This window comes from Paramesorhizobium salinisoli (genome assembly GCF_003335045.1).
Taxonomy (GTDB): domain Bacteria; phylum Pseudomonadota; class Alphaproteobacteria; order Rhizobiales; family Rhizobiaceae; genus Paramesorhizobium; species Paramesorhizobium salinisoli.
In genome coordinates this window covers 185,315-206,128 of sequence record NZ_QOZG01000004.1, presented here as the reverse complement: position 1 = coordinate 206,128, position 20,814 = coordinate 185,315, and the positions used below count along the sequence as shown (strand labels likewise).

Annotated in this window: 19 protein-coding genes and 1 tRNA gene; 9 read left to right on the top strand and 11 right to left on the bottom strand. The window is 60.6% G+C overall.

Annotated elements, in window-relative coordinates:
* The first annotated feature begins 15 nt into the window (after positions 1 to 15).
* The gene (locus tag DUT91_RS10655; protein ID WP_114440380.1) at positions 16 to 405 is read left to right on the top strand and encodes a hypothetical protein; all 390 of its coding nucleotides are present in this window, start codon (positions 16 to 18) and stop codon (positions 403 to 405) included.
* Here DUT91_RS10655 and DUT91_RS10650 read toward each other — a convergent pair.
* On the bottom strand, positions 375 to 1,493 hold the full coding sequence (locus DUT91_RS10650) for a Gfo/Idh/MocA family protein (RefSeq protein ID WP_114440379.1): 1,119 nt from the start codon (positions 1,491 to 1,493) through the stop codon (positions 375 to 377). The genes DUT91_RS10655 and DUT91_RS10650 overlap by 31 nt on opposite strands.
* 197 nt (positions 1,494 to 1,690) lie before the next feature.
* Between DUT91_RS10650 and DUT91_RS10645 the strand changes: the two genes are divergently transcribed.
* Positions 1,691 to 2,536, top strand: a complete 846-nt coding sequence (locus DUT91_RS10645) for a MurR/RpiR family transcriptional regulator (protein ID WP_114440680.1) — start codon at positions 1,691 to 1,693, stop codon at positions 2,534 to 2,536.
* Between the two features lie 45 nt (positions 2,537 to 2,581).
* On the opposite strand, the gene iolG is transcribed toward DUT91_RS10645, so the two are convergent.
* Complete coding sequence (gene iolG / locus DUT91_RS10640) at positions 2,582 to 3,571, bottom strand: inositol 2-dehydrogenase (protein ID WP_114440378.1); 990 nt, start codon at positions 3,569 to 3,571, stop codon at positions 2,582 to 2,584.
* A gap of 164 nt (positions 3,572 to 3,735) precedes the next feature.
* Between iolG and DUT91_RS10635 the strand changes: the two genes are divergently transcribed.
* Genes DUT91_RS10635 through iolB form a run of 5 tightly spaced genes read left to right on the top strand, consistent with a single transcriptional unit; the run spans position 3,736 to position 9,531 of the window.
* On the top strand, positions 3,736 to 5,661 hold the full coding sequence (locus DUT91_RS10635; RefSeq protein WP_114440377.1) for a bifunctional 5-dehydro-2-deoxygluconokinase/5-dehydro-2-deoxyphosphogluconate aldolase: 1,926 nt from the start codon (positions 3,736 to 3,738) through the stop codon (positions 5,659 to 5,661).
* Between the two features lie 49 nt (positions 5,662 to 5,710).
* Entirely contained in the window at positions 5,711 to 7,561 is a 1,851-nt protein-coding gene (gene iolD / locus DUT91_RS10630; protein ID WP_114440376.1) for a 3D-(3,5/4)-trihydroxycyclohexane-1,2-dione acylhydrolase (decyclizing), read from the top strand.
* A gap of 44 nt (positions 7,562 to 7,605) precedes the next feature.
* Entirely contained in the window at positions 7,606 to 8,487 is an 882-nt protein-coding gene (iolE, locus tag DUT91_RS10625; protein WP_114440375.1) for a myo-inosose-2 dehydratase, read from the top strand.
* Positions 8,488 to 8,501: 14 nt separating this feature from the next.
* Positions 8,502 to 8,711, top strand: a complete 210-nt coding sequence (locus DUT91_RS10620) for a DUF3329 domain-containing protein (protein WP_114440374.1) — start codon at positions 8,502 to 8,504, stop codon at positions 8,709 to 8,711.
* 4 nt (positions 8,712 to 8,715) lie between these two features.
* Positions 8,716 to 9,531 carry a 5-deoxy-glucuronate isomerase gene (gene iolB / locus DUT91_RS10615; protein ID WP_114440373.1) on the top strand — a complete coding sequence of 272 codons (816 nt, stop codon included), beginning with the start codon at positions 8,716 to 8,718 and terminating at the stop codon, positions 9,529 to 9,531.
* 117 nt (positions 9,532 to 9,648) lie between these two features.
* Here iolB and DUT91_RS10610 read toward each other — a convergent pair whose 3' ends face one another.
* The 3 genes from DUT91_RS10610 to DUT91_RS10600 all read right to left on the bottom strand — a co-directional run bounded on the left by DUT91_RS10610 (position 9,649) and on the right by DUT91_RS10600 (position 10,840).
* Positions 9,649 to 10,077: a Fur family transcriptional regulator gene (locus DUT91_RS10610; protein ID WP_114440372.1), complete on the bottom strand. Its 429-nt coding sequence runs from the start codon at positions 10,075 to 10,077 to the stop codon at positions 9,649 to 9,651.
* A 111-nt stretch (positions 10,078 to 10,188) separates the two neighbouring features.
* Positions 10,189 to 10,264, bottom strand: a tRNA-Glu gene (locus DUT91_RS10605).
* A 111-nt stretch (positions 10,265 to 10,375) separates the two neighbouring features.
* The gene (locus DUT91_RS10600; protein ID WP_114440371.1) at positions 10,376 to 10,840 is read right to left on the bottom strand and encodes a hypothetical protein; all 465 of its coding nucleotides are present in this window, start codon (positions 10,838 to 10,840) and stop codon (positions 10,376 to 10,378) included.
* A 106-nt stretch (positions 10,841 to 10,946) separates the two neighbouring features.
* On the opposite strand from DUT91_RS10600, the gene DUT91_RS10595 reads away from it, so the two are divergent.
* Together DUT91_RS10595 and rpoH are read left to right on the top strand one after the other, a co-directional pair.
* Entirely contained in the window at positions 10,947 to 11,954 is a 1,008-nt protein-coding gene (locus DUT91_RS10595) for an RluA family pseudouridine synthase (protein WP_114440370.1), read from the top strand.
* A 247-nt stretch (positions 11,955 to 12,201) separates the two neighbouring features.
* Positions 12,202 to 13,107, top strand: a complete 906-nt coding sequence (gene rpoH, locus DUT91_RS10590; RefSeq protein ID WP_114440369.1) for an RNA polymerase sigma factor RpoH — start codon at positions 12,202 to 12,204, stop codon at positions 13,105 to 13,107.
* Positions 13,108 to 13,194: 87 nt separating this feature from the next.
* Here rpoH and DUT91_RS10585 read toward each other — a convergent pair whose 3' ends face one another.
* The 6 genes from DUT91_RS10585 to DUT91_RS10560 form a co-directional block, all read right to left on the bottom strand.
* Positions 13,195 to 13,965 carry an SDR family oxidoreductase gene (locus DUT91_RS10585; protein WP_114440368.1) on the bottom strand — a complete coding sequence of 257 codons (771 nt, stop codon included), beginning with the start codon at positions 13,963 to 13,965 and terminating at the stop codon, positions 13,195 to 13,197.
* A 178-nt stretch (positions 13,966 to 14,143) separates the two neighbouring features.
* The gene (locus DUT91_RS10580; protein ID WP_114440367.1) at positions 14,144 to 15,682 is read right to left on the bottom strand and encodes a transcriptional regulator; all 1,539 of its coding nucleotides are present in this window, start codon (positions 15,680 to 15,682) and stop codon (positions 14,144 to 14,146) included.
* Positions 15,683 to 15,810: 128 nt separating this feature from the next.
* Positions 15,811 to 17,100 (bottom strand): adenylosuccinate synthase, encoded by a 1,290-nt coding sequence (locus DUT91_RS10575; protein ID WP_114440366.1) that lies wholly within the window; start codon positions 17,098 to 17,100, stop codon positions 15,811 to 15,813.
* A gap of 160 nt (positions 17,101 to 17,260) precedes the next feature.
* Positions 17,261 to 17,779 (bottom strand): GNAT family N-acetyltransferase, encoded by a 519-nt coding sequence (locus tag DUT91_RS10570; protein WP_114440365.1) that lies wholly within the window; start codon positions 17,777 to 17,779, stop codon positions 17,261 to 17,263.
* A gap of 8 nt (positions 17,780 to 17,787) precedes the next feature.
* On the bottom strand, positions 17,788 to 19,389 hold the full coding sequence (gene serA, locus DUT91_RS10565) for a phosphoglycerate dehydrogenase (protein ID WP_114440679.1): 1,602 nt from the start codon (positions 19,387 to 19,389) through the stop codon (positions 17,788 to 17,790).
* A 74-nt stretch (positions 19,390 to 19,463) separates the two neighbouring features.
* Positions 19,464 to 20,639 (bottom strand): phosphoserine transaminase, encoded by a 1,176-nt coding sequence (locus DUT91_RS10560; RefSeq protein WP_114440364.1) that lies wholly within the window; start codon positions 20,637 to 20,639, stop codon positions 19,464 to 19,466.
* Positions 20,640 to 20,814 lie beyond the last annotated feature (175 nt).

Genomic DNA, 20,814 nt, shown 5'->3' with positions numbered 1-20,814 from the left:
CAAAGGAGACAGGCCATGGAACAGCTGGCTGCCATTATGCTCTTGATTACATGCTCGGACGATTTGGCCGTGTGCAAAGAGCGGCCCACGCCGACGATATCCTATGAAACGGTCGCGACATGCGAGACGGAATTGAGACCGGCTCTCCGGAATCTCGCTGGCGAAAGCCCGAAAGTGTTTGGCAAATGCGTCGAGGTTGATCCAGAAATCATGGAACGCGATGCGGCCATCCTTTGGGAAATCGATGCGAATAACGAGCTGAAAGTCACCATTCGCGAGGAACATGAGACCGAAGAGCCAACAATAATGGGCACGAAATCACCAGAAACGAGGGGAAAACCGCGCCAGAAACTCAGGAATTATGCGTTTCGCTCTCACGGAATCTCGATCCAGCGCCCCTCGTGAAACGACCGCGCCATGGCGTGAACCGTTCGTTCGATCCGAAATCCCGCTTCGAAATCGATGATATTCACTTCGCCGTCGCCTGAAATGCGGCGGATCAATTCCCGACATTCGATAATTTTGAGATCGTTGAAACCCAGCCCATGCCCCGGCGCCGGTATGAACCGCCCATAGGGTTCATGCTGCGGACCCGTGAGAATCGTGCGAAACCCCTGCTCCGTCGCTCGGTCGCTGGCGAGATAGAGCTGGAACTCGTTGAACCTCTCCTGGTCGAACAGGATCGAGCCCTTCGACCCGAATATCTGCAGCGCGATCCGTCCCTTGCGCCCCCATGCCGCCCGGTTGAAATGCAGCGTGCCGGAAGCGCCGTTTTCAAGCCTGATCAGGGCATTGGCCACGTCATGGACCTCGACCTCACGCTCCGCGCCATCAGCGGTTCTCCGCCGCTCCTGCGGCTTCGCCATGTCGCACATCACGCTCGTCACCCGACCAAGCAGCACCGTGATCAGCGAAAGCGGGTGAACGCCGAAATCATCAAGCGCGCCATAGCCGGAAACGGCCTCGTGCCGATGCGAAAAGGGCGCGTCGGGATCCGCCATGAAATCCTCGTCCATCTCGACGCGAACATGATTTACCCTGCCAATGGCATTCTCGCGCAGCAACCGCCCGATATGGCGGATCGTCGGGTTCTGGATGTAGTTATAGCCGAGAACCGCCACCTTGCCGGACTGCCGCGCCGCTTCCAGCATCGCCTCTGCATCCCCGAGATTCGGCGCCATCGGCTTTTCGCACCATAGATGCTTCCCCGCCCGCAGCGTCGCGATGGCCATCTCGGCGTGGAATTTGTTCGGCGTCGTCACAGAGACAACATCGACCTCCGGATCCTCGACGACTTTTCTCCAGTCGCCCGACGATTTGACGAAGCCGAACTCCGCCGCCTTCTCCCGCGCCAGTTCCTCGTTCGCCTCGCCGAGATGCACCAGCGCGATATCGGGTGTATCGCCGAAGACCGGCTTGACCGCATTCCAGGCTAGGGCATGGCATTTGCCCATATAGCCCGTGCCGATCAGACCGACGCCGATCTTCCTCATGTTTTCCCTCCCATGCGAGCCAATCCGGAACGGTTGACCCATCATAATAATAATTGGAATTTTTATTCCACCTCCGTCATAGTCCGTCAAGCACCTGCATGCCGGCCCCGATAGATCGGGGATTTCGAGGGAAGCGGCTGGCAGCGTAAGGGCCAAAATGCAAGAACTGTCGAAAGAGACGGGAAGACAGGATGAACATGAACAACGGCGTCAACACCGGCGACGCGCCAAAGAACTTCCATAGCCTGCGCGAACGCATTCTGGAACGGCGCGATCTCTTTCCCAAACGCCTCTCGCAAGTCGCCGCCTTCGCTCTCGACAACGCTGATGAGATGGCCTTCGGCACGGCGGCGAGTATCGCCGCGCGCGCCCATGTACAGCCCTCCACGCTGGTGCGCTTTGCCCAGAGCATCGGCTATGCCGGGTTTTCCGATCTGCAGGCGGTGTTCCGGGAGCGGCTGCGCGAGCGCCCCTCCACATATGATGAGCGGCTGGAAGCCCTGCGCAACGACGCCAATCGCGATTCCAGTGTGGCGATTCTCGGCGGCGTCATTGCCGCCGCGCAATATTCCGTCGAGAGCGTTTCCTCCGCCATTGGCAGCCAAGCCTTCGAAAAGGCGGTTAAGGCGCTTGCGGCAGCGGAGACTATCTTTCTGGTGGCGCAGCGCCGCTCATTCCCGATCGCTTCCTACCTCGCCTATACGCTTGGCAAGCTCAAGGTGAAAAACCAGCTCGTTTCCTCTCCCTTCGGCATCGAAAGCGAGCAGATGGCCTTCGCCACCCCGCGTGACGCGGCAATTGCCATATCCTTCTCGCCCTATGCGGCGCCCAGCATGGAACATGCGCGCGTGCTTTCGCAGGCAGGCGTACCGGTGGTTTCGATCACAGACAGCGCGTTCAGCCCCCTCGTGCCGCTTTCGCAGCACTGGTTCGAAATCGCCGAAGCCGATTTCGCCGGCTTCCGCTCGCTTTCGGCGAGCATCGCCTTCGCCCTGGCGCTCGCTATCGCCGTCGGCGAGGAACGCACGCGGATAAAGAAGTGAGAAGGCGCTGGACCAGCGCCTTCTCATCATCGAACAGTCAGAACATCAGCCGAGCTTCACCGACTTTCCCGTCTGGTGCGCCGTCGTCGCGGCATCGGCAAGGCGCTGCGCCTCGAGACCATCGCGGCCGTTCGGACGAGGCTGCCTTCCCTCAGCGATCGCGTCGATGAAGGCCTCGATCTCTCGGGCATAAGCTGCCGCGTAGCGCTCAAGGAAGAAGTTCTGCACCGGATCGGCAGTGACGCCGTTCTTGCCCGCAAGCCGAACGGTCGTTTCATGTACATTGCCCGCCGAAATCATGCCTTCCGAACCATGCACCTCGATACGCTGGTCATAGCCATAGGTCGCGCGGCGCGAATTGGAGATCTGGCAGATCTTGCCGGAGGCGGTCTTGAGCAGCACCGCGGCGGTATCGACATCGCCGGCCTCGCCAATCGCCGGATCGACCAGCGATGATCCAACCGAATGGACCTCTACCACCTCCTCGCCGAGAAGGAAGCGCGCCATATCGAAATCATGGATCATCATGTCGCGGAACAGTCCACCCGAATGCTTGATGTAGGAAACCGGCGGCGGCGCGGGATCGCGCGATAGGATGGTGATGAGCTCGACCGTCCCGACCGCCCCTTCGGCCACACGGGCCTGCAATGCTGCAAAATTCGGATCGAACCGGCGGTTGAAGCCGATCATCAGCGGCACGCCGGCTTTTTCCACCGCCTTCAGCGTCTCCTCAATGCGTGCCGAAGAAAGGTCCACCGGCTTTTCGCACAGCACAGCCTTGCCCGCTTTTGCCGCCCGGTCGATGAAATCAGCATGGGTGTCGGTCGGAGTGGCGATCAGCACCGCGTCGATATCCCCGGCCGCCAGAATCTCGTCGAGGGTGCGCACCGATGCGCCCGTCGCCTCGGCCAGCGATTCGGCCGCGCCCGGCATCGGATCGGCAATCGCGACCAGGACCGCGCGTTTCGACGCGGCAATGTTTCTCCCATGGATCTGGCCGATGCGGCCAGCCCCCAACAAACCGAAACGAACCATCATTTCCTCCAGAACACGCTGAAAAGCACCTCGACCCAGAAACGGAACATATATTCTGAATTGACTATTAAACAGAATTTATGTTTCATTTTCGAAATTCATAATGGCGTTTGCGCCAATCGTCCATCACTTTTGCGGACGGGAAAAAAAGCGGGAGAAAAAAGATGCCACGCCAACCGGAAAAGAAGCTCGATGTCATCACCATCGGGCGCGCCTCCGTGGATCTTTACGGCCAGCAGATCGGCTCGCGGCTGGAGGACGTATCATCTTTCGCCAAATCCGTCGGCGGCTGTCCGGCGAATATCGCCATCGGCACGGCACGGCTCGGGCTGAAATCAGCGCTGCTCACCCGCGTCGGCAAGGAGCAGTTCGGCAATTTCCTGCGCGAGCAATTGCTGCGCGAAGGCGTTTGCGACAAGGGTATCGCGGTCGATCCCAAGCGCCTGACAGCGCTTGCCATCCTCTCCGTCGAGAACGATAAATCCTTTCCCCTGCTCTTCTATCGAGAAAACTGCGCCGACATGGCGCTCAATCCCGACGATATCGATGAGGATTTCATTGCTTCGGCAAAAGCAATAGTCGTCACCGGCACCCATTTTTCCAAGCCCAACACCGAAGCTGCCCAACGCAAGGCGATCAAAATCGCCAAGGCCAATGGCGGCAAGATCGTCTTCGATATCGATTACCGTCCGAACCTGTGGGGGCTGGCCGGCCATGCCGAGGGCGACAACCGCTACGTCGCCTCTGCGGAAGTTTCCAGCCAGCTCAAGACCGTGCTTGCCGATTGCGACCTGATCGTCGGCACCGAGGAGGAAGTGCTCATCGCCTCGGGCGAAAACGATCTCCTCGCCGCGCTTAAAGTCATCCGGGCGCTTTCATCAGCCACCATAGTCCTCAAGCGCGGTCCGATGGGCTGCATCGTTTATGAAGGCCCGATCAGCGACAATCTCGAAGACGGCATCGTCGGCGACGGCTTTCCTATCGAGGTCTATAATGTGCTCGGCGCAGGTGACAGCTTCATGTCCGGCTTCCTGCGCGGTTGGCTCGGTGGCGAAAGCCTCGAAACCGCAGCGACATGGGCCAATGCCTGCGGCGCCTTTGCCGTTTCCCGCCTGCTCTGCTCGCCCGAAATCCCGACCTTCGAGGAACTGCAATATTTCCTCAGGCATGGCAGCCCGCACCACGCGCTGCGCAAGGACGAGGATATCAACCATGTCCACTGGTCGACGACGCGGCGCGGCGACATCCCGTCGCTGATGGCTTTCGCCATCGACCACCGCAGCCAGCTTGAAGACATCGCCAAACGGGCCGGCGCCGATCCCGTGCGTATTTCCGCCTTCAAGGTGTTGGCGGTGAAGGCGGCGGCACGCGTGGCCGATGGTCGTGCGGGCTATGGCATGCTGATCGACGAGAAATTCGGCCGTGATGCGTTTTTTGAGGCGGCAAGGCATGGTTTCGACTGGTTGGGCCGCCCCGTCGAGCGCCCCGGCTCGCGCCCGCTTCGCTTCGAGTTCGGCCAGGATATCGGTTCGCAACTGGTGGAATGGCCGGTGACGCACACCATCAAATGCCTGTGCTTCTATCACCCGGACGATCCGGCGGAACTGAAGAAGGAACAGTCCGAAAAGCTGCGTGCGCTCTACGATGCGGCACGCAAGGTCGGCCGCGAACTGCTGATCGAGATCATCGCCGGCAAGCATGGAACCCTCGACGCGCAGACCATCGCCCGCGCCCTGACCGAGCTTTACGACCTCGGCATCCGGCCCGACTGGTGGAAGCTCGAGCCGCAGGCTTCAAACGAGGCATGGCGCAATATCCAGGAAGTCATCGCCACGCGCGATCCATGGTGCTGCGGCGTAGTATTGCTCGGCCTCGAAGCGCCGCACGACGAGTTGGAGGCGGCCTTCGCCGCAACCGCAGGGATCGACGCCGTCAAGGGCTTTGCCGTCGGCCGCACGCTCTTCGCCGACGCCGCGGAAAAATGGCTCGCCGGCAGGATCACCGATGACGAGGCCATTGCCGACATGGCCGCGCGTTTCGAAAAACTGACCGGCGCCTGGCTCAACGCCAGAGGACGCAAGGCAGCCTGAATTCGTATAGAATTATGCGCAGCAGGAGCGTTGCGCCGGGAGGAATGAAATGAGCAAAACGACAAGACTGACCATGGCGCAGGCGCTCGCCCGCTTCCTGACGCGCCAGATGACCGTCATCGACGGTGAGACCGTTCCGATCTTCGCCGGGGTCTGGGCGATCTTCGGCCATGGCAATGTCGCGGGGATGGGCGAGGCGCTATATCAGGTACGTGACGAACTGCCGACCTATCGCGCCCATAATGAGCAGGGCATGGCGTTTGCCGCCACTGCTTTCGCCAAGGCGACGTTCCGCCGCCGCTTCATGGCCTGCACCTCGTCCATCGGCCCCGGCGCGCTCAACATGGTGACGGCAGCGGGCGTCGCGCATGTCAACCGACTGCCGCTCCTGCTGCTTCCCGGCGATGTCTTCGCCAGCCGGATTCCCGATCCGGTTCTCCAGCAGGTCGAGAATTTCGGCGACGGCACCGCCTCTGCCAATGATTGCTTCCGCCCCGTCTCGCGCTATTTCGACCGTATTACCCGACCCGAACAGCTCATCCCGGCGCTTGCCCGCACCATGCAGGTACTGACCGATCCAGCCGATTGCGGCCCGGTCACACTTTCCCTCTGCCAGGATGTTCAGGCGGAGGCTTTCGACTATCCCGAGGACTTCTTCGCCGCGCGCATCTGGGCGCCCCGCCGTATACGCCCGGCGCTAGACGAGCTTGAAATCGCGACGGCGGCGCTCGCCAAGGCGAAAAAGCCTGTGATCATCGCCGGCGGCGGCGTGCTTTATTCCGAAGCCTCGCCAGCGCTGAAGCAGTTTGCCGAAAAGCACGGCATACCGGTCGCCGAAACCCAGGCCGGCAAATCCTCGCTTCCCGCCGACCATCCGCTCAATCTAGGCTCCATCGGCGTGACCGGCACCTCCGCCGCCAACGAGTTGGCGGTGGAAGCCGATGTCATCCTTGCTGTCGGCTCGCGCCTGCAGGACTTCACCACGGGCTCATGGAGCCTCTTCCGCAACGAGGGAAAGACCATCGTCGGGCTGAATGTCCAGCCATTCGACGCCGGCAAGCACCGGGCCCTGCCGCTTGTTGGCGACGCCCTCACCGGACTTGGCGAACTCTCGCAGAAACTAGGATCCTACACCGCCCCCGCCTCATGGCAGGACAAGGCGAAGACCGCGCTCGTCGCCTGGAACGAGGCTGCCGACAAGGCGACTGCGCCCACGAACGCAGCGCTTCCTTCCGACGCTCAGGTGATCGGCGCGGTGCAGCGGCAGCTCACCGCCGAGGCGACGGTCGTCTGTGCCGCCGGCGGCCTGCCCGGTGAACTGCACAAGCTCTGGCGTCAGGGCGCGCCGGGCTCCTACCACCTCGAATACGGCTTCTCCTGCATGGGTTATGAAATTGCTGGCGGACTTGGTGTCAAACTGGCCAAACCAGACAAGGAGGTGGTCGTCATGGTCGGCGACGGCTCCTATCTCATGCTCAATTCCGAGATTGCCTCCTCGGTCATGCTCGGCGCCAAGCTCACCATCGTCGTCCTCGACAACAGGGGCTATGGCTGCATCAACCGGCTGCAGATGGCGACCGGCGGCGCGAACTTCAACAATCTCCTGCGTGACACCCATCACGAGACGCTGCCCGACATCGATTTCCGGGCGCACGCGGAAAGTCTCGGCGCCGAGGCGGTCAAGGTCTCGTCCATCGCCGAACTGGAAACCGCGCTCGAACGCTCAAAAGGCGCAACCCGCACCACCGTCATCGTCATCGACACCGATCCGCTTGTGACCACCGAGGCTGGCGGCAATTGGTGGGATGTGGCTGTGCCCGAGGTGAGCAGCCGCAAGGAGGTAGAAGCGGCGCGCAAGCAATATGAGGAGGCCCGCCGACTCCAGCGCATCGGCAATTGAGCGGCGGCAACTGAAAAACGAATTCACAATCACGGAGAAAACATATGATCCGCATCGGCGCCAATCCGATCGGCTGGTCGAATGACGACATGCTGGAAATCGGCGGCGACATCCCCCTTGAGCAGTGCCTGACGGAAGCAAAGGCCGCCGGCTTCGAGGGCATGGAGCTCGGCAACAAATTTCCCCGCGAGGCCGTAAAGCTGAAACCGATCCTCGACGCCCACGGCCTTGCCCTTGTCGGCGGCTGGTATTCGACGGAGCTTCTGCTGCGCGGTGTCGCGGACGAGATGAAGAACGCCCGCGCCCATATCGACCTCCTGAAGGCGATGGGCTGCAAGGTTTTCATCGCGGCGGAAACCTCCAACGCCATCCACTCCGACAAGACTGTGCCACTCTCGGCTCGTCCGGTTCTGGAAAAGAGCGCCTGGAAGGAATTCGGCGCGCGCTACACGCAATTCGCGGAGCTCTTGCGCGAAGAAGGCCTGCAGCTCGTCTATCATCATCACATGGGAACGGTTGTACAGAGCGAAGCCGAGATCGATCGCCTCATGGAAGTGACCGGCGAGGCATTCCACCTGCTGCTTGACACCGGCCACGCCACCTGGGGCGGCGGCAATCCGGCACGCATTGCCCGCCATTATCGCGACCGCATCAGTCACGTCCATTGCAAGGATATCCGCGAGGAAGTGATGTGGCAGTCGCAGAAGGACGACTGGTCGTTCCTCGATTCGGTTCTGGCCGGCGTTTATACGGTTCCCGGCGACGGCCTCATCGATTATGTACGTGTGCTGAAGGAACTGCCCGGCTATTCCGGCTGGGTCGTGGTCGAGGCTGAGCAGGACCCGGAAAAGGCAGACCCGGCAACCTATGCTAGACTTGGCCGCAAAAATCTGGCCGGCTTCATCAGGGAAGCGGGCCTATCATGAAATAAGAGGCGATCTTGAACCAGAACAATTCCCATAGCTTTCTCGATCCGCTCTGGCGCCGCATCGCGCTCGTCGGCTTTTGCGCCGCCTGGAGCCTCTATGAATGGACGAACGGCGAAGCATTCTGGGGCACGCTTACCGCGGGGATGGCCGCCTATGGCGCTTGGTCCTATCTCATGAATTACGAGCCGAGCAATAAAGGCCCCGACAAAACAGGAGAATAGTGCGATGTCGAAACTGCACGTCAAGCCGGCAGCGGACACGGGCCGCACCATCGACATCACGCCGCAATCGGCTGGCTGGACCTATGTCGGTTTCGCGCTGCACCGCCTGGCATCAGGAGGCATCGCCAGCGGCAGCGAAAGCGGCCGCGAAACGTGCCTCGTTTTCGTCACCGGCAGAGGCAAGGTCGTCGCGGACGGAAAGGATCTTGGTGTGCTGGGCGAACGCATGTCTCCTTTCGAAGGCAAGCCCTGGTCGGTCTATGTTCCTGCCGGCGCATCATGGACGGTCGAGGCGTCCACTGATCTGGAACTTGCCGTCTGCACCGCGCCGGGAAAGCCACACAGCCATCCCCTCCGGGTCATCGCGCCGCAAACGCTGGGTCAGGAAACGCGCGGCAAGGGTACCAATGTGCGCCATGTCGTCAATATTCTGCCGGAGACCGACCCGGCAGCCGATTCGCTTCTGGTGGTCGAGGTCATCACCCCCGGCGGCCATACATCTAGCTATCCGCCGCACAAGCACGACAAGGACGATCTGCCGCGCGAATCCTCGCTTGAGGAGACCTATTATCACCGTCTCAACCCGCCCCAGGGCTTCGCCTTTCAGCGCGTCTATACCGATGCCGATAAAACGGGCAAGCGCAGGCTTGACGAGGTGATGGCGGTCGAGGATGGCGACGCGACAATGGTGCCCGAGGGATATCACCCCTGCGGCGCCATTCATGGCTATGATCTCTATTATCTCAACGTCATGGCCGGCCCGAAGCGGACATGGAAATTCCACAACGCGCCGGAGCACGAGTGGCTCCTGAAGAGCTGATTGCAACAATTCCCAGCGCAGATCGAAGCGGGAAGGCTCCGGAATGGATCATCGGATCAAGCCGATGATCCATTCCGTAACGTCAGCAACACCGCTGCACCCGGAAATTCCGCGAGCCTATTTCGCCTCGCGCTTGCGTCCGTAAAGCTCCAGCCGGTGATGCACGATATCGTAGCCGAGTGATCGGGCGATTTCTTCCTGCAGCTTCTCGATGCGATCGGAACGGAACTCGATGACGTCACCGGTCTCGATATCGATCAAATGATCATGATGGGCGCCGCTCGCCTGCTCGAAACGGGAGGGCCCGCCGTTAAAGGCATGGCGATGAATGGCGCCGCGCTCCTCCAAAAGCTTCATCGTGCGATAGACGGTCGACAGCGAGATGCTACTGTCGATGGAAACGGCGCGGCGGAAAATCTCCATCGCGTCGGGATGATCTTCCGTCTCGGTCAAAATGTCGAGAATGACGCGCCGCGGCCGGGTGATCCGAATGCCTGCGTCGCGCAATTCCTTCTCATAATCAGGCTTGTGATTCATCGTTGTCATAGAGCCGATTATGCGTCAGTTGACAAGCATTTGCAAAATTTGCGGTTGAGCGGGCAATGCTCAGACATCGATATCCGCAAACCTGACCTATTCGACCAAAAGGGGAGATGCTGGTACGCCCAAGGGGAATCGAACCCCTGTTTCCGCCGTGAGAGGGCAGCGTCCTGGACCGCTAGACGATGGGCGCGTAGCAGCGCCGATATAATCAAGCGCTGGTGAAAGCGCAATGATTATTCGGGGATTATTCGGGAAAATAATGCGCTGCTGCAAAAAACCTCGTTCGGCCTGAAAACCCCTCTCATTCGGGATTGCTCCCATCTCCAGGGCTTCCCACGCGCATCCGGGCAATGATGCGGGACTTGCGGAAGTCGTAGATCACGATTTCCGTTCCGCCATCCGGCAGAAGCGTCTCGAGCGAAACATGATCGCCGGAAAGGCTTTGCGACAGGAGGCGTGTGCCGGGGGTGAGCGGAATCTCCGATTCGATGATGGCAGGCGGAATATCCGGGTTGCCAGCCGCTTGCCCCGGGATTTCCGGTCGCGGCAGCGTGGTTTGCGCATCGTCTGGACGGGTGACCTTATAGACAACCGCCGCCAGCACAGCCATAAGACCGATAAGCATGACACCGATCGAAACCGCCAGAAGCCTCATCATCTTGCGGCGCACCCGTTCCATGGCGGGATCCAGCGGAGGTTCCTCCGGATTGGCGCCGGGATAGGCCTGGTGATCAGGATATCCCTGATGGTGGTATCGGTCCTGCATCGAATGGTGTCTCCGGTTCACGCATGATCCCGAAAAGTTCCAGACTTTTTGGATAAGATCAGGCGCCATGTAATACGGTAGGCGTGATAACGAAGGGAAGAGACGATTGAAAGAGCTAATTGCCGACGCAGACGCCGCGGGAAAGCGCCTCGACCAGTGGCTGGCGGCGCAGCTTGCCCCGGATTTGTCGCGCAACCGCATCCAGGCGCTGATTACCGCAGGCCAGGTCAGCATCGACGGCAAACCGGTGCACGAACCCAAGCACAAGCTGCGCGAGGGCGCGTCGATCCTGCTCGAAATGCCGGAACCAGAACCCGCGGAGCCCGAGGGCGAAGATATCGCGCTCGACATTCTCTATGAGGATAATGACGTCGTCGTCATCAACAAGCCTGCGGGGTTGGTGGTGCATCCGGGAAATGGCAATTGGACCGGCACGCTGGTCAACGCGCTGATCCATCATTGCGGCGACACGCTCTCGGGCATTGGCGGCGTCAAGCGACCCGGTATCGTCCACCGTCTCGACAAGGAGACGAGCGGCGTTATGGTCGTCGCCAAGAACGACCGCGCCCATCGCCACCTCAGTGAGCAATTCGCCGATCACGGCCGCACGGGCGACCTGGAGCGCGCCTATCTGGCGCTGGTCTGGGGCACCACCGACCGTGCCAACGGAACGGTGGACGCCACGCTCGGCCGCTCGCACCGCGACCGTACCAAGCAGGCGGTGGTCAACGACAGCCGCGACGATGCGCGCCATGCGGTGACGCATTATTCCGTGATCGAGCGATTTGGCGCCAAGGAGGATGCGACCGCCGTCGCCTCGCTGATCGAATGCCGCCTGGAAACCGGCAGGACCCACCAGATCCGCGTCCACATGGCCCATATCGGCCATCCGCTGGTTGGGGATATGGAATATGGCAGCGCCTTCAAGACCAAGGCCAACAAGCTGGCCGAACCGCTGAAGCAGGCGGTGACGGCGTTTCCACGACAGGCGCTGCACGCAAGGCTACTCAGCTTTGCTCATCCTGCCCACAATGAGGTGATGCGGTTCGAGGCTCCCCTGCCCCATGACATGACGGAACTTCTTGCAGCATTTCGGACTTATGCAGGCAAATAATGCATGTCGAACGGTTTGCATCCGGGAAAAGCCGTACGGATTTAAGTCTTTTTCTTTCGAAAAAAGTGAAACTTTTCGCACCGCTTTATCGTTCACATTGATGTGACAGATTGTTTCGCACCTTAAAGGATCGTGTTTTCGCCCAAATGATGATTATATAGGTCATCTTACGCCCGAGGTGCGAAGGGCAATCGGGCGCAACGGGTCTGCCGCGTTGGGGGCCCGATATCCAAGAGGAGGGTGCTATATGGCCCAGAGTCTTCCAAGTCTTGTTTCCGGTGACGGCGGTCTTACCCGCTATCTCGAGGAAATCCGTCGTTTTCCCATGCTTGAGCCGCAGGAAGAATACATGCTGGCCAAGCGATATCTCGAACATGCCGACCCACAGGCGGCGCACAAGCTCGTAACCAGCCATCTTCGTCTTGTTGCGAAGATCGCCATGGGCTATCGCGGCTATGGCTTGCCGATCGGCGAAGTCATCTCCGAGGGCAATGTCGGCCTGATGCAGGCGGTCAAGCGCTTCGAGCCGGAGCGCGGCTTCCGCCTCGCCACCTACGCCATGTGGTGGATCAAGGCTTCCATTCAGGAATATATCCTGCGTTCGTGGAGCCTGGTCAAAATGGGCACGACCGCCAATCAGAAGCGCCTGTTCTTCAACCTGCGCAAGGTGAAGAGCAAGATCCAGGCGCTCGATGACGGCGATCTCAACCCCGAACAGGTCAGCGAAATCGCCACCCGGCTGAACGTCAGCGAGGAAGAGGTGATCTCGATGAACCGCCGCCTCTCCGGCGACGCTTCGCTCAACGCGCCAATCCGCGCGACCGAGGGCGAATCCGGCGAATGGCAGGACTGGCTCGTCGACAACAGCTCCAGCCAGGAGCAGATCCTCATCGAGCAGGACGAACTGGAAAACCGCCGTTCAATGCTGACCGGCGCCATGGCTTCGCTCAACGATCGCGAACGCCGCATCTTCGAGGCGCGACGCCTTTCCGATGATCCGGTGACGCTCGAGGATCTGTCGACCGAGTTCGGCATCAGCCGCGAGCGGGTGCGCCAGATCGAAGTCCGCGCTTTCGAAAAGGTGCAGGATTCAGTGAAGGCGGCCGCGATCAGCCAGCAAAAGGCATTGGTACACACCGGCGCCGCTCATTGATCCGCTCGAAAGCGAACCTGGAATAGCGACCCGGCTGGCCGGAAAAACGAAAAGGGCTCCGTCGAATCGGAGCCCTTTTGCGTAATGTTAGGTCCGGTTGACGGACACGCCGCCATCCACCAGCAACGCGGTGCCGGTTATGAAGCTCGATGCGTCCGATGCAAGATGGAGCACTGATCGGGCGATCTCCTCAGGCTTCGCCATCCGCTTCAACGCATGGAGGTTCTCGACAAAAGCCAAGGTATCGGCGGTTGCCCCAGGAGCATTGGTGATGCTCATGGGCGTATCCGTCCCGCCCGGAAGAATGGCGTTGGCCCGAATATTTCTGGCGCCATATTCCGTGGCGAGCACCTGGGTGAGGCCGATCAAGCCCGCCTTTCCGGCGGCATAAGCGGCCATACCAGGCAAACCGGCGGTATATCCGACGAATGTCGAGGTGAAGATGATCGAACCGCCACCACGTGCGAGCATAGCCGGCACCTGATATTTAGCGCCAAGAAATGCGCTTGTCAGATTGGTATCGAGCGCTTCCTGCCATTGCGGCAGCGAGAGTTCGTAAATCGGTCCGGTCACTCCGACCATGCCCGCATTGTTGAAGGCGATATCGAGACCTCCAAACCGGCTGACAGCAGTATCGACCACGGCTTTGGCCAGCGCTTCGTCCTTCACATCTCCCGCAACGGCCGCAGCTTGCCCGCCGGCCGCTTCGATTTCGGCGACGAGACTGTCGAGCGCCGATTGACGGCGGGCTGTCACGACAACGCACGCGCCTTCCTGCGCAAACAGCTTTGCCGTCGCGTAGCCGATACCCGAGCTTGCACCGGTTACTATCGCAATCTTGCCTTTCAATACATTCATTCTGGAAACCTTTTGTTACGTCACAGGAACAGGCCCAAAATTTCAAATCGCACCGGTGGCCGCTATCCGTTCCTTGCGGCCAGATCAAAATAGCCCGCGGTTACCCGGATTCCCGCCCAACAAAAAAGGCTCCGCAAAGGAGCCTTTTTGATTTCAGCTATCGCCGTAGGTGCGGCTGTCAGCCTCCGGTATTGCTGGTGTCGCCCCAATCCTTGAAAACCTCATCGAAAACCTTGTCGCCGGGCACGCCCTTTTCGACCGTGATCAGCGCGCGGCGACCAGTCCGGTAAGTGATCGGAATATCGATCCACTGCTGGCGGCGCATCAGCGTCATATTGGTATCGACGGCGGTGCGCGCATCGTTCAGCGCGACAAAGAAGAAATTGTCGGCGATCTTCAAGGGGACGGCAATCAGCGGGCTTCCGGCCGATTGTTCGGTATCCTTGAACGTCACACGCTGCACATTATCGATCGCACCGCCGGCAAAATTATCGGGCACGATGAAGATCATCTCGATCACATGGCTCGCCGGCATGGATTTATCGGTATTGCGCCGGATGGTCATGCGCAACCTGAGATTACTTTCCGGTACGGAAACGTCTGCGCGAATCGCCGGCTCCTCCGGTTGGCCGTCGCCGGATGAATCCTGCACCACCGACCAGACGACCGAGCCCTTTTTCGCGGAGCCCGCCTCCCGGCCATTGCGCTCCTCGTAGAAGAACGCCTGTTGGCCGACGGGAACCGCTGCCGCGGGCGGCGTCGGAGTTGCCTCATTGGCCGCAGGCTGCTGGGCCTGCGCCTGGTCGCTCGATGCCGCAACCGACGTCCCTTCGCCTATGCCGGGCTTGTCGCCCGCAGGCCCTGGATCGACCTCAGAGCCATCCGGCATCAGACGCTGTGTCAGCTTCGGCACGCCTTCGGGCTGCTGGCTGGCGCCGTTTTCCGCGGGCGCTTGAGGTTCAGCGGTTGGCTGCTGCTCGCTCGGTGCTGGCGGCACCGGTTCGTCGGCGACTTCTCCACTGGTGTTGAACTGGTCCATCACGCCGGTCAGATAGGTCTGGAGTTGATCCTTGTTGCTCCAGGCAGCATATCCGGCGCCGCCGAGCACGAGCAGCGCCAGCAGGCCAAGAATGAGCCCGCGCCCTGGACCACGCCGTTCCTCATGGACATAGCCGGCATCATCATAGGATGGAGCGCGCGCGAAAGCATCTTCCTCGGCACGGTCATTGCGCCATTCATCACGCGCGCCAAGATCAGGCGAAAGCACCGGATCATCCGCGTGCAACGCCTGCAAACCCCGGTCCGGATGATGGGACGATGCAGGCTGCGCACCCTTTAAAAACTCTTCGAGCGGATCGGAGTGCTGTTCCTGTTCCAGCTCGCCGACAGGTTCGGCTTCCGGCACGATCGTTTCTTCCGCCGGAGCGGTTTCCTCGACGTGGTATGTCTGGGCCGCAGGCCCGTCCACGGCGGGCGCCTGCGGAATGACCTCCGGTTCTTCAGGCGTCTCGGGTGCGGAGTATTGAGCCTCGACGTCGGCGATCGCGTCTTCCAGCGCCTGGCGCTGGCGGTTGGCGACGGCGGCCGGCGCATTGGCGGCGACGAGCTTCTGCTCGATCGTCGCACGCGCCTTAGCATAGACACGCTGCCGCAATTCCGGTGTCGGATGCGCCTGCGCGTCGATCGTCTTCTTCAATACCGCTGCGAAATCTGCCATGCCGTGGTGCTCATGATGTGCGAATAGTTTTTGCTATTAAATTGCTCAATAATCATAATAATCAAGCAAAAGCAAAATTTCTGGGCGATTTCGCTTTCTCAACCCCTCCTGACCTGCCGCCGCGGCCATCAGTCCTGGAACGGGTCCGTCACCAGGATCGTATCTTCGCGCTCCGGGCTCGTCGAAAGCATCGCCACCGGCGCCCCGATCAGTTCCTCGATATGACGGACATATTTGACCGCCTGTGCCGGAAGCTCGTTCCAGGTGCGTGCGCCCGCCGTCGTTTCCGACCAGCCCGGCAGCGTCTCGTAGATCGGCTTGACGCGCGCCTGCGCGCCCATCGAGGCGGGCAGATAGTCGATCCGCTTGCCGTCCAGCTCATAGGCGACACAAATCTTGATCTCTTCAAGCCCGTCGAGAACGTCGAGCTTCGTCAGCGCGATGCCGGTGATGCCCGATGTGCGAACCGTCTGGCGCACGATGACCGCATCGAACCAGCCGCAGCGGCGCTTGCGGCCCGTCACGACGCCGAATTCATGGCCGCGCGTGCCGAGGAACTCGCCGATCTCATCATCGAGTTCGGTCGGGAACGGCCCCTCGCCCACGCGGGTGGTGTAGGCCTTCGTGATGCCCAGAACATAGCCGATTGACGTCGGCCCAAGTCCAGAACCAGCGGCGGCCTGCCCGGCGACGGTGTTGGACGAGGTCACAAAGGGATAGGTGCCGTGATCATTGTCGAGCAACGCACCTTGAGCCCCCTCGAACAGAATGCGGTCGCCCGCCTTGCGGCGCTCGTCGAGTACCCGCCCGACCTGATCGATATAGGGCAGTATCTCCCCGGCTACCGAGGTCAGTTCCTGCATGATCGCTTCAACAGCGATTTCGTCAAGCCCCATGCCGCGGCGCAGCGCATTATGGTGGGCGAGCAAGCGCTCCACCTTCGGCTCCAGCGTTTCCGGTTCGGAAAGATCAATGACTCGGATGGCGCGGCGGCCGACCTTGTCCTCATAGGCGGGGCCGATGCCACGCTTGGTCGTGCCGATTTTCAGACCCGAATTGGAGTTCTCGCGTATCGCATCGAGATCGCGATGCAGCGACAGGATCAGCGGCGCGTTCTCGGCTATGCGCAGCACTTCGGGCGAAATCTCCACGCCCTGTGCCCGCAGCTTCGCCACTTCAGCCACGAAATGATGCGGATCGACGACCACGCCATTGCCGATGACGCTGAGCTTGCCGCGCACCAGGCCGGACGGCAGCAGCGAAAGCTTGTAGCTGATACCGTCGATCACCAGCGTATGGCCGGCATTGTGGCCGCCCTGATAGCGCACGATCACATCGGCGCGTTCCGACAACCAGTCGACGATCTTACCCTTGCCCTCGTCGCCCCACTGCGACCCGACGACAACCACATTGGCCATGAAGAGATTCTCCGCTCCGGGCGGCAGACGCCCGCAAATAAACTGCAAACGTGAGCCTCTATATAGGCTCGCTTCGCAAAGCGCGACCTTTTCTTTTTAAAGCATGTCGCGGAAAAGTAGGAACCGGTTTTTCGATAACGACATGCGTTAAAATAAAAAATCAGGCGAGAGAAAGCGTCCGCATCATGAAACGGGCATCGCCGGAATAGCTGAGCAGCTTTTCGCCGAGTTCGGGCGCCTCGACAATGGAAAATCCCTGCTTCTGCCAGAAGACCGCCGAACCGTTGACCGCCACGAGTGACATCGAGCCAAAGCCGTCGCACATCGCCTGCTCCGCCATCAAGGTCACGATGCGGCCGGCAAAACCGCCGGACCGAGCTTCCGGCAAGAGCGCGATATCGTGGAGATAGTAGGTGTCGGCTCCATCCGGCAAAAGCCCGAGAAGCGTGTTCAGCGCCGGTATCCGATACCTGCGCCAGGGATGGCTGACCCCATATCCGATCAGTCCACCTGTCCCTTCAAGCACGAAACAGCCTGCGGGATAGAGCTTGAGCCGCTCGATATAAACGGCGTCATCCTCGAAAAAATCCGTGTGAATGGCGGATGCCATGGCGCTGACACGCGGAATATCCTCTCTGCGCATCAGCCGCCAGTGACCACCGCCAGTTACGTCATTCATATGTCAGTTCAAGCCTCGGCCACATCGAATTGCAGCGGCCGGGCGGAATTGATCGCCGTATGCGAGCGCAGTTCTTCCAGCACATGCTCCGGAACGCGCTCGTCCAGATAGAGCAGCGCGATCGCATCCCCGCCCGGGCGGTTACGGCCGAGCGAGAAATTGGCGATGTTGACGCCATGCTTGCCGCACACCGTGCCCAACATGCCGATCATGCCCGGCGTGTCATTGTTGGTGGTGTAGAGCATATGCTGACCGACCTCGGCATCGAGATTGATCCCCTTGATCTGGATGAAGCGCGGCTTGCCATCGGAGAAACAGGTGCCGGCGATAGACCGCGTGCGTTCCGTGGTCTTCACCGTCAGCTTGATATAACCGTCGAAGACGCCAGACTTGTCGCGCTTGACCTCCGAAACGATGATGCCGCGCTCCTTCACCATGATCGGCGCGGAAACCATGTTGACATCGGCCACCTGGGGCCGGATCAGGCCGGCAAGCGCCGCGCTGATCAACGCCCGCGTGTTCATCGCCGCGGTCGCGCCGTCGAACAGCACTTCAACTTCCTGGATCGGCTCGTCCGTCACCTGGCCCACGAACGCGCCCAGCACTTCCGCCAGCTTGACGAAAGGCTTCAGCCGCGGCGCTTCCTCAGCGGTGATCGAGGGCATGTTGATGGCGTTGGAAACTGCGCCCTTGATGAGGTAGTCCGCCATTTGTTCGGCCACCTGTAGCGCGACATTTTCCTGCGCTTCCGAGGTCGATGCACCCAGATGCGGCGTGCAGACGACGTTTGGCAGATGGAACAGCTCGTTCTCCGTCGCAGGCTCCACCTCGAACACGTCGATGCCGGCGCCAGCGACCTTGCCGGATTTCAGCCCTTCGATCAGGTCCTTCTCAACGATCAGCCCACCGCGCGCGCAATTGACGATGCGCACACCCTGCTTCATCCGGGCTATGGCATCCGCATTGATGATGTTGCGGGTCTTGTCGGTGAGGGGTGTGTGCAGCGTGATGAAATCGGCGCGGGCGAAAAGCTCATCGAGCTCCACCTTTTCCACGCCCAACTCCTGCGCGCGCGCTTCCGAAAGGAACGGATCGAAGGCGACGACATGCATCTTGAGGCCGATGCCGCGCGTAGCGACGATCGAGCCGATATTGCCGCAGCCGATCACACCCAGCGTCTTACCGGTGATCTCGACGCCCATGAACCGGTTCTTCTCCCACTTGCCGCCGCGGGTCGAGACATCCGCCTCCGGCAACTGGCGGGCGACGGCGAACATCAGCGCGATGGCATGCTCTGCGGTGGTGATCGAATTGCCGAATGGCGTATTCATGACGATGATACCGCGGCGCGAGGCCGCAGGGATATCGACATTGTCGACACCGATACCGGCACGGCCGATCACTTTCAGCTTCGTAGCGGCAGCGATCAGCTTCTCCGTGACCTTGGTGGCCGAGCGGATCGCCAGGCCGTCATACTGGTCGATGACTTCGAGGAGCTTTTCCTTGTCCTTGCCGAGATCGGGCAGGTAATCGACTTCGACGCCGCGGTCCTTGAATATTTGCACGGCAGTCGTCGACAGCTTGTCGGAAACGAGTACGCGGGGTGCCATGATGGCCTCCATCAAAATTGATATCAAACGGGGATGAAGACGGCCGCTCAGGCGCGGCCGCTCGGAAAACTCAATCAGGCGGCTTTTTTCAGCGCGGCTTTCTGATTGGCGAAGGCCCAGTCGAGCCAGCCGGTCAGCGCTTCGACATCCGAAGCCTCGATGGTTGCACCGGCCCAGATACGCAGGCCCGAAGGCGCATCGCGATAGGCGCCGATATCATAGGCGACGCCTTCCTTGTCGAGCGCCGAGACGATGCCCTTGGCGAAGGCTGCCTGTGCGTCCGCGTCGAGCGCCGTCACTTCAGGATCGACGATGGTCAGGCAAACCGAGGTATTGGAGCGCGTCTCCGGCTTGACTGCGAGGTTGGCCACCCACGGCGTCCGCCTACCCCAGCTGTCGATGACGGCGAAGTTCCTGTCGGCACGGGCAATCAGCGCATCGAGCCCGCCGATTGACTTCGCCCAATGGAGCGCATCGAGATAGTCCTCGACGCAGAGCATGGAGGGCGTATTGATCGTTTCGCCGGCGAAGATGCCCTCGATCAGCTTGCCGCCCTTGGTCAGGCGGAAGATCTTCGGCAGCGGCCAGGCAGGCTTGTAGGTCTCCAGCCGCTCGACAGCGCGGGGCGACAGGATCAGCACGCCATGCGCGCCCTCCCCGCCCAGCACCTTCTGCCAGGAGAAGGTGACGACATCGAGCTTGGAGAAATCGAGGCGTTGAGCAAAGGCCGCCGAGGTGGCGTCGCAGATGGTCAGACCCTTGCGGTCGGAGGGAATGAAATCGGCATTGGGAACACGAACACCTGAGGTCGTGCCGTTCCAGGTGAAGACCACATCGCGGTCGAAATCGACCTTGGCGAAATCGACGATCTCGCCGTAAGGGGCTTCGAAGATGCGCGTATCGGCAAGCTTCAGCTGCTTGGCGACATCCGTCACCCAGCCTGCGCCGAAGCTCTCCCAGGCGACCATATCGACGCCGCGCTCGCCGAGCAGCGACCACAGCGCCATTTCGACGGCGCCGGTATCCGAAGCCGGCACGATGCCGATGCGGTAATCGGCGGGAACTTGGAGAATTTCACGGGTGAGGTCGATGGCATCCTTCAGCTTGGTCTTGCCGATTTTCGCGCGATGCGAGCGGCCAAGAGGAGCATCGGCAAGCGCTTCGAGCGACCAGCCGGGACGTTTAGCACAGGGACCAGATGAAAAATTGGGATTGGCCGGACGCGTGCCCGGCTTGGTGATATCAGTCATGTTTTCTCCTATCCTCTCAGATAGCACGCCTTTCGTTGGGGAAAGGTGGCCCACTGCGGGAATTAGGAGAAACGTCGCATGCAGTCAAGAAATTTGTGCGACTGCGACATCACTTTCTTCTGAATTCTCTACGTTACGAACTTGCAGACGGTCACGCAGGGTGCGGCATCTCCGA

What these genes read in the sequence shown, in the direction of transcription:
- iolE (WP_114440375.1), top strand. Translation starts at nt 7,606, where the DNA reads ATGATCCGCATCGGCGCCAATCCGATCGGCTGGTCGAATGACGACATG.
- DUT91_RS10585 (WP_114440368.1), bottom strand. Translation starts at nt 13,965, where the DNA reads ATGAATGTATTGAAAGGCAAGATTGCGATAGTAACCGGTGCAAGCTCG.
- DUT91_RS10645 (WP_114440680.1), top strand. Translation starts at nt 1,691, where the DNA reads ATGAACAACGGCGTCAACACCGGCGACGCGCCAAAGAACTTCCATAGC.
- DUT91_RS10635 (WP_114440377.1), top strand. Translation starts at nt 3,736, where the DNA reads ATGCCACGCCAACCGGAAAAGAAGCTCGATGTCATCACCATCGGGCGC.
- serA (WP_114440679.1), bottom strand. Translation starts at nt 19,389, where the DNA reads ATGGCACCCCGCGTACTCGTTTCCGACAAGCTGTCGACGACTGCCGTG.
- DUT91_RS10655 (WP_114440380.1), top strand. Translation starts at nt 16, where the DNA reads ATGGAACAGCTGGCTGCCATTATGCTCTTGATTACATGCTCGGACGAT.
- iolG (WP_114440378.1), bottom strand. Translation starts at nt 3,571, where the DNA reads ATGGTTCGTTTCGGTTTGTTGGGGGCTGGCCGCATCGGCCAGATCCAT.
- DUT91_RS10600 (WP_114440371.1), bottom strand. Translation starts at nt 10,840, where the DNA reads ATGCAGGACCGATACCACCATCAGGGATATCCTGATCACCAGGCCTAT.
- iolD (WP_114440376.1), top strand. Translation starts at nt 5,711, where the DNA reads ATGAGCAAAACGACAAGACTGACCATGGCGCAGGCGCTCGCCCGCTTC.
- iolB (WP_114440373.1), top strand. Translation starts at nt 8,716, where the DNA reads ATGTCGAAACTGCACGTCAAGCCGGCAGCGGACACGGGCCGCACCATC.
- DUT91_RS10650 (WP_114440379.1), bottom strand. Translation starts at nt 1,493, where the DNA reads ATGAGGAAGATCGGCGTCGGTCTGATCGGCACGGGCTATATGGGCAAA.
- DUT91_RS10560 (WP_114440364.1), bottom strand. Translation starts at nt 20,639, where the DNA reads ATGACTGATATCACCAAGCCGGGCACGCGTCCGGCCAATCCCAATTTT.
- rpoH (WP_114440369.1), top strand. Translation starts at nt 12,202, where the DNA reads ATGGCCCAGAGTCTTCCAAGTCTTGTTTCCGGTGACGGCGGTCTTACC.
- DUT91_RS10610 (WP_114440372.1), bottom strand. Translation starts at nt 10,077, where the DNA reads ATGACAACGATGAATCACAAGCCTGATTATGAGAAGGAATTGCGCGAC.
- DUT91_RS10575 (WP_114440366.1), bottom strand. Translation starts at nt 17,100, where the DNA reads ATGGCCAATGTGGTTGTCGTCGGGTCGCAGTGGGGCGACGAGGGCAAG.
- DUT91_RS10580 (WP_114440367.1), bottom strand. Translation starts at nt 15,682, where the DNA reads ATGGCAGATTTCGCAGCGGTATTGAAGAAGACGATCGACGCGCAGGCG.
- DUT91_RS10570 (WP_114440365.1), bottom strand. Translation starts at nt 17,779, where the DNA reads ATGAATGACGTAACTGGCGGTGGTCACTGGCGGCTGATGCGCAGAGAG.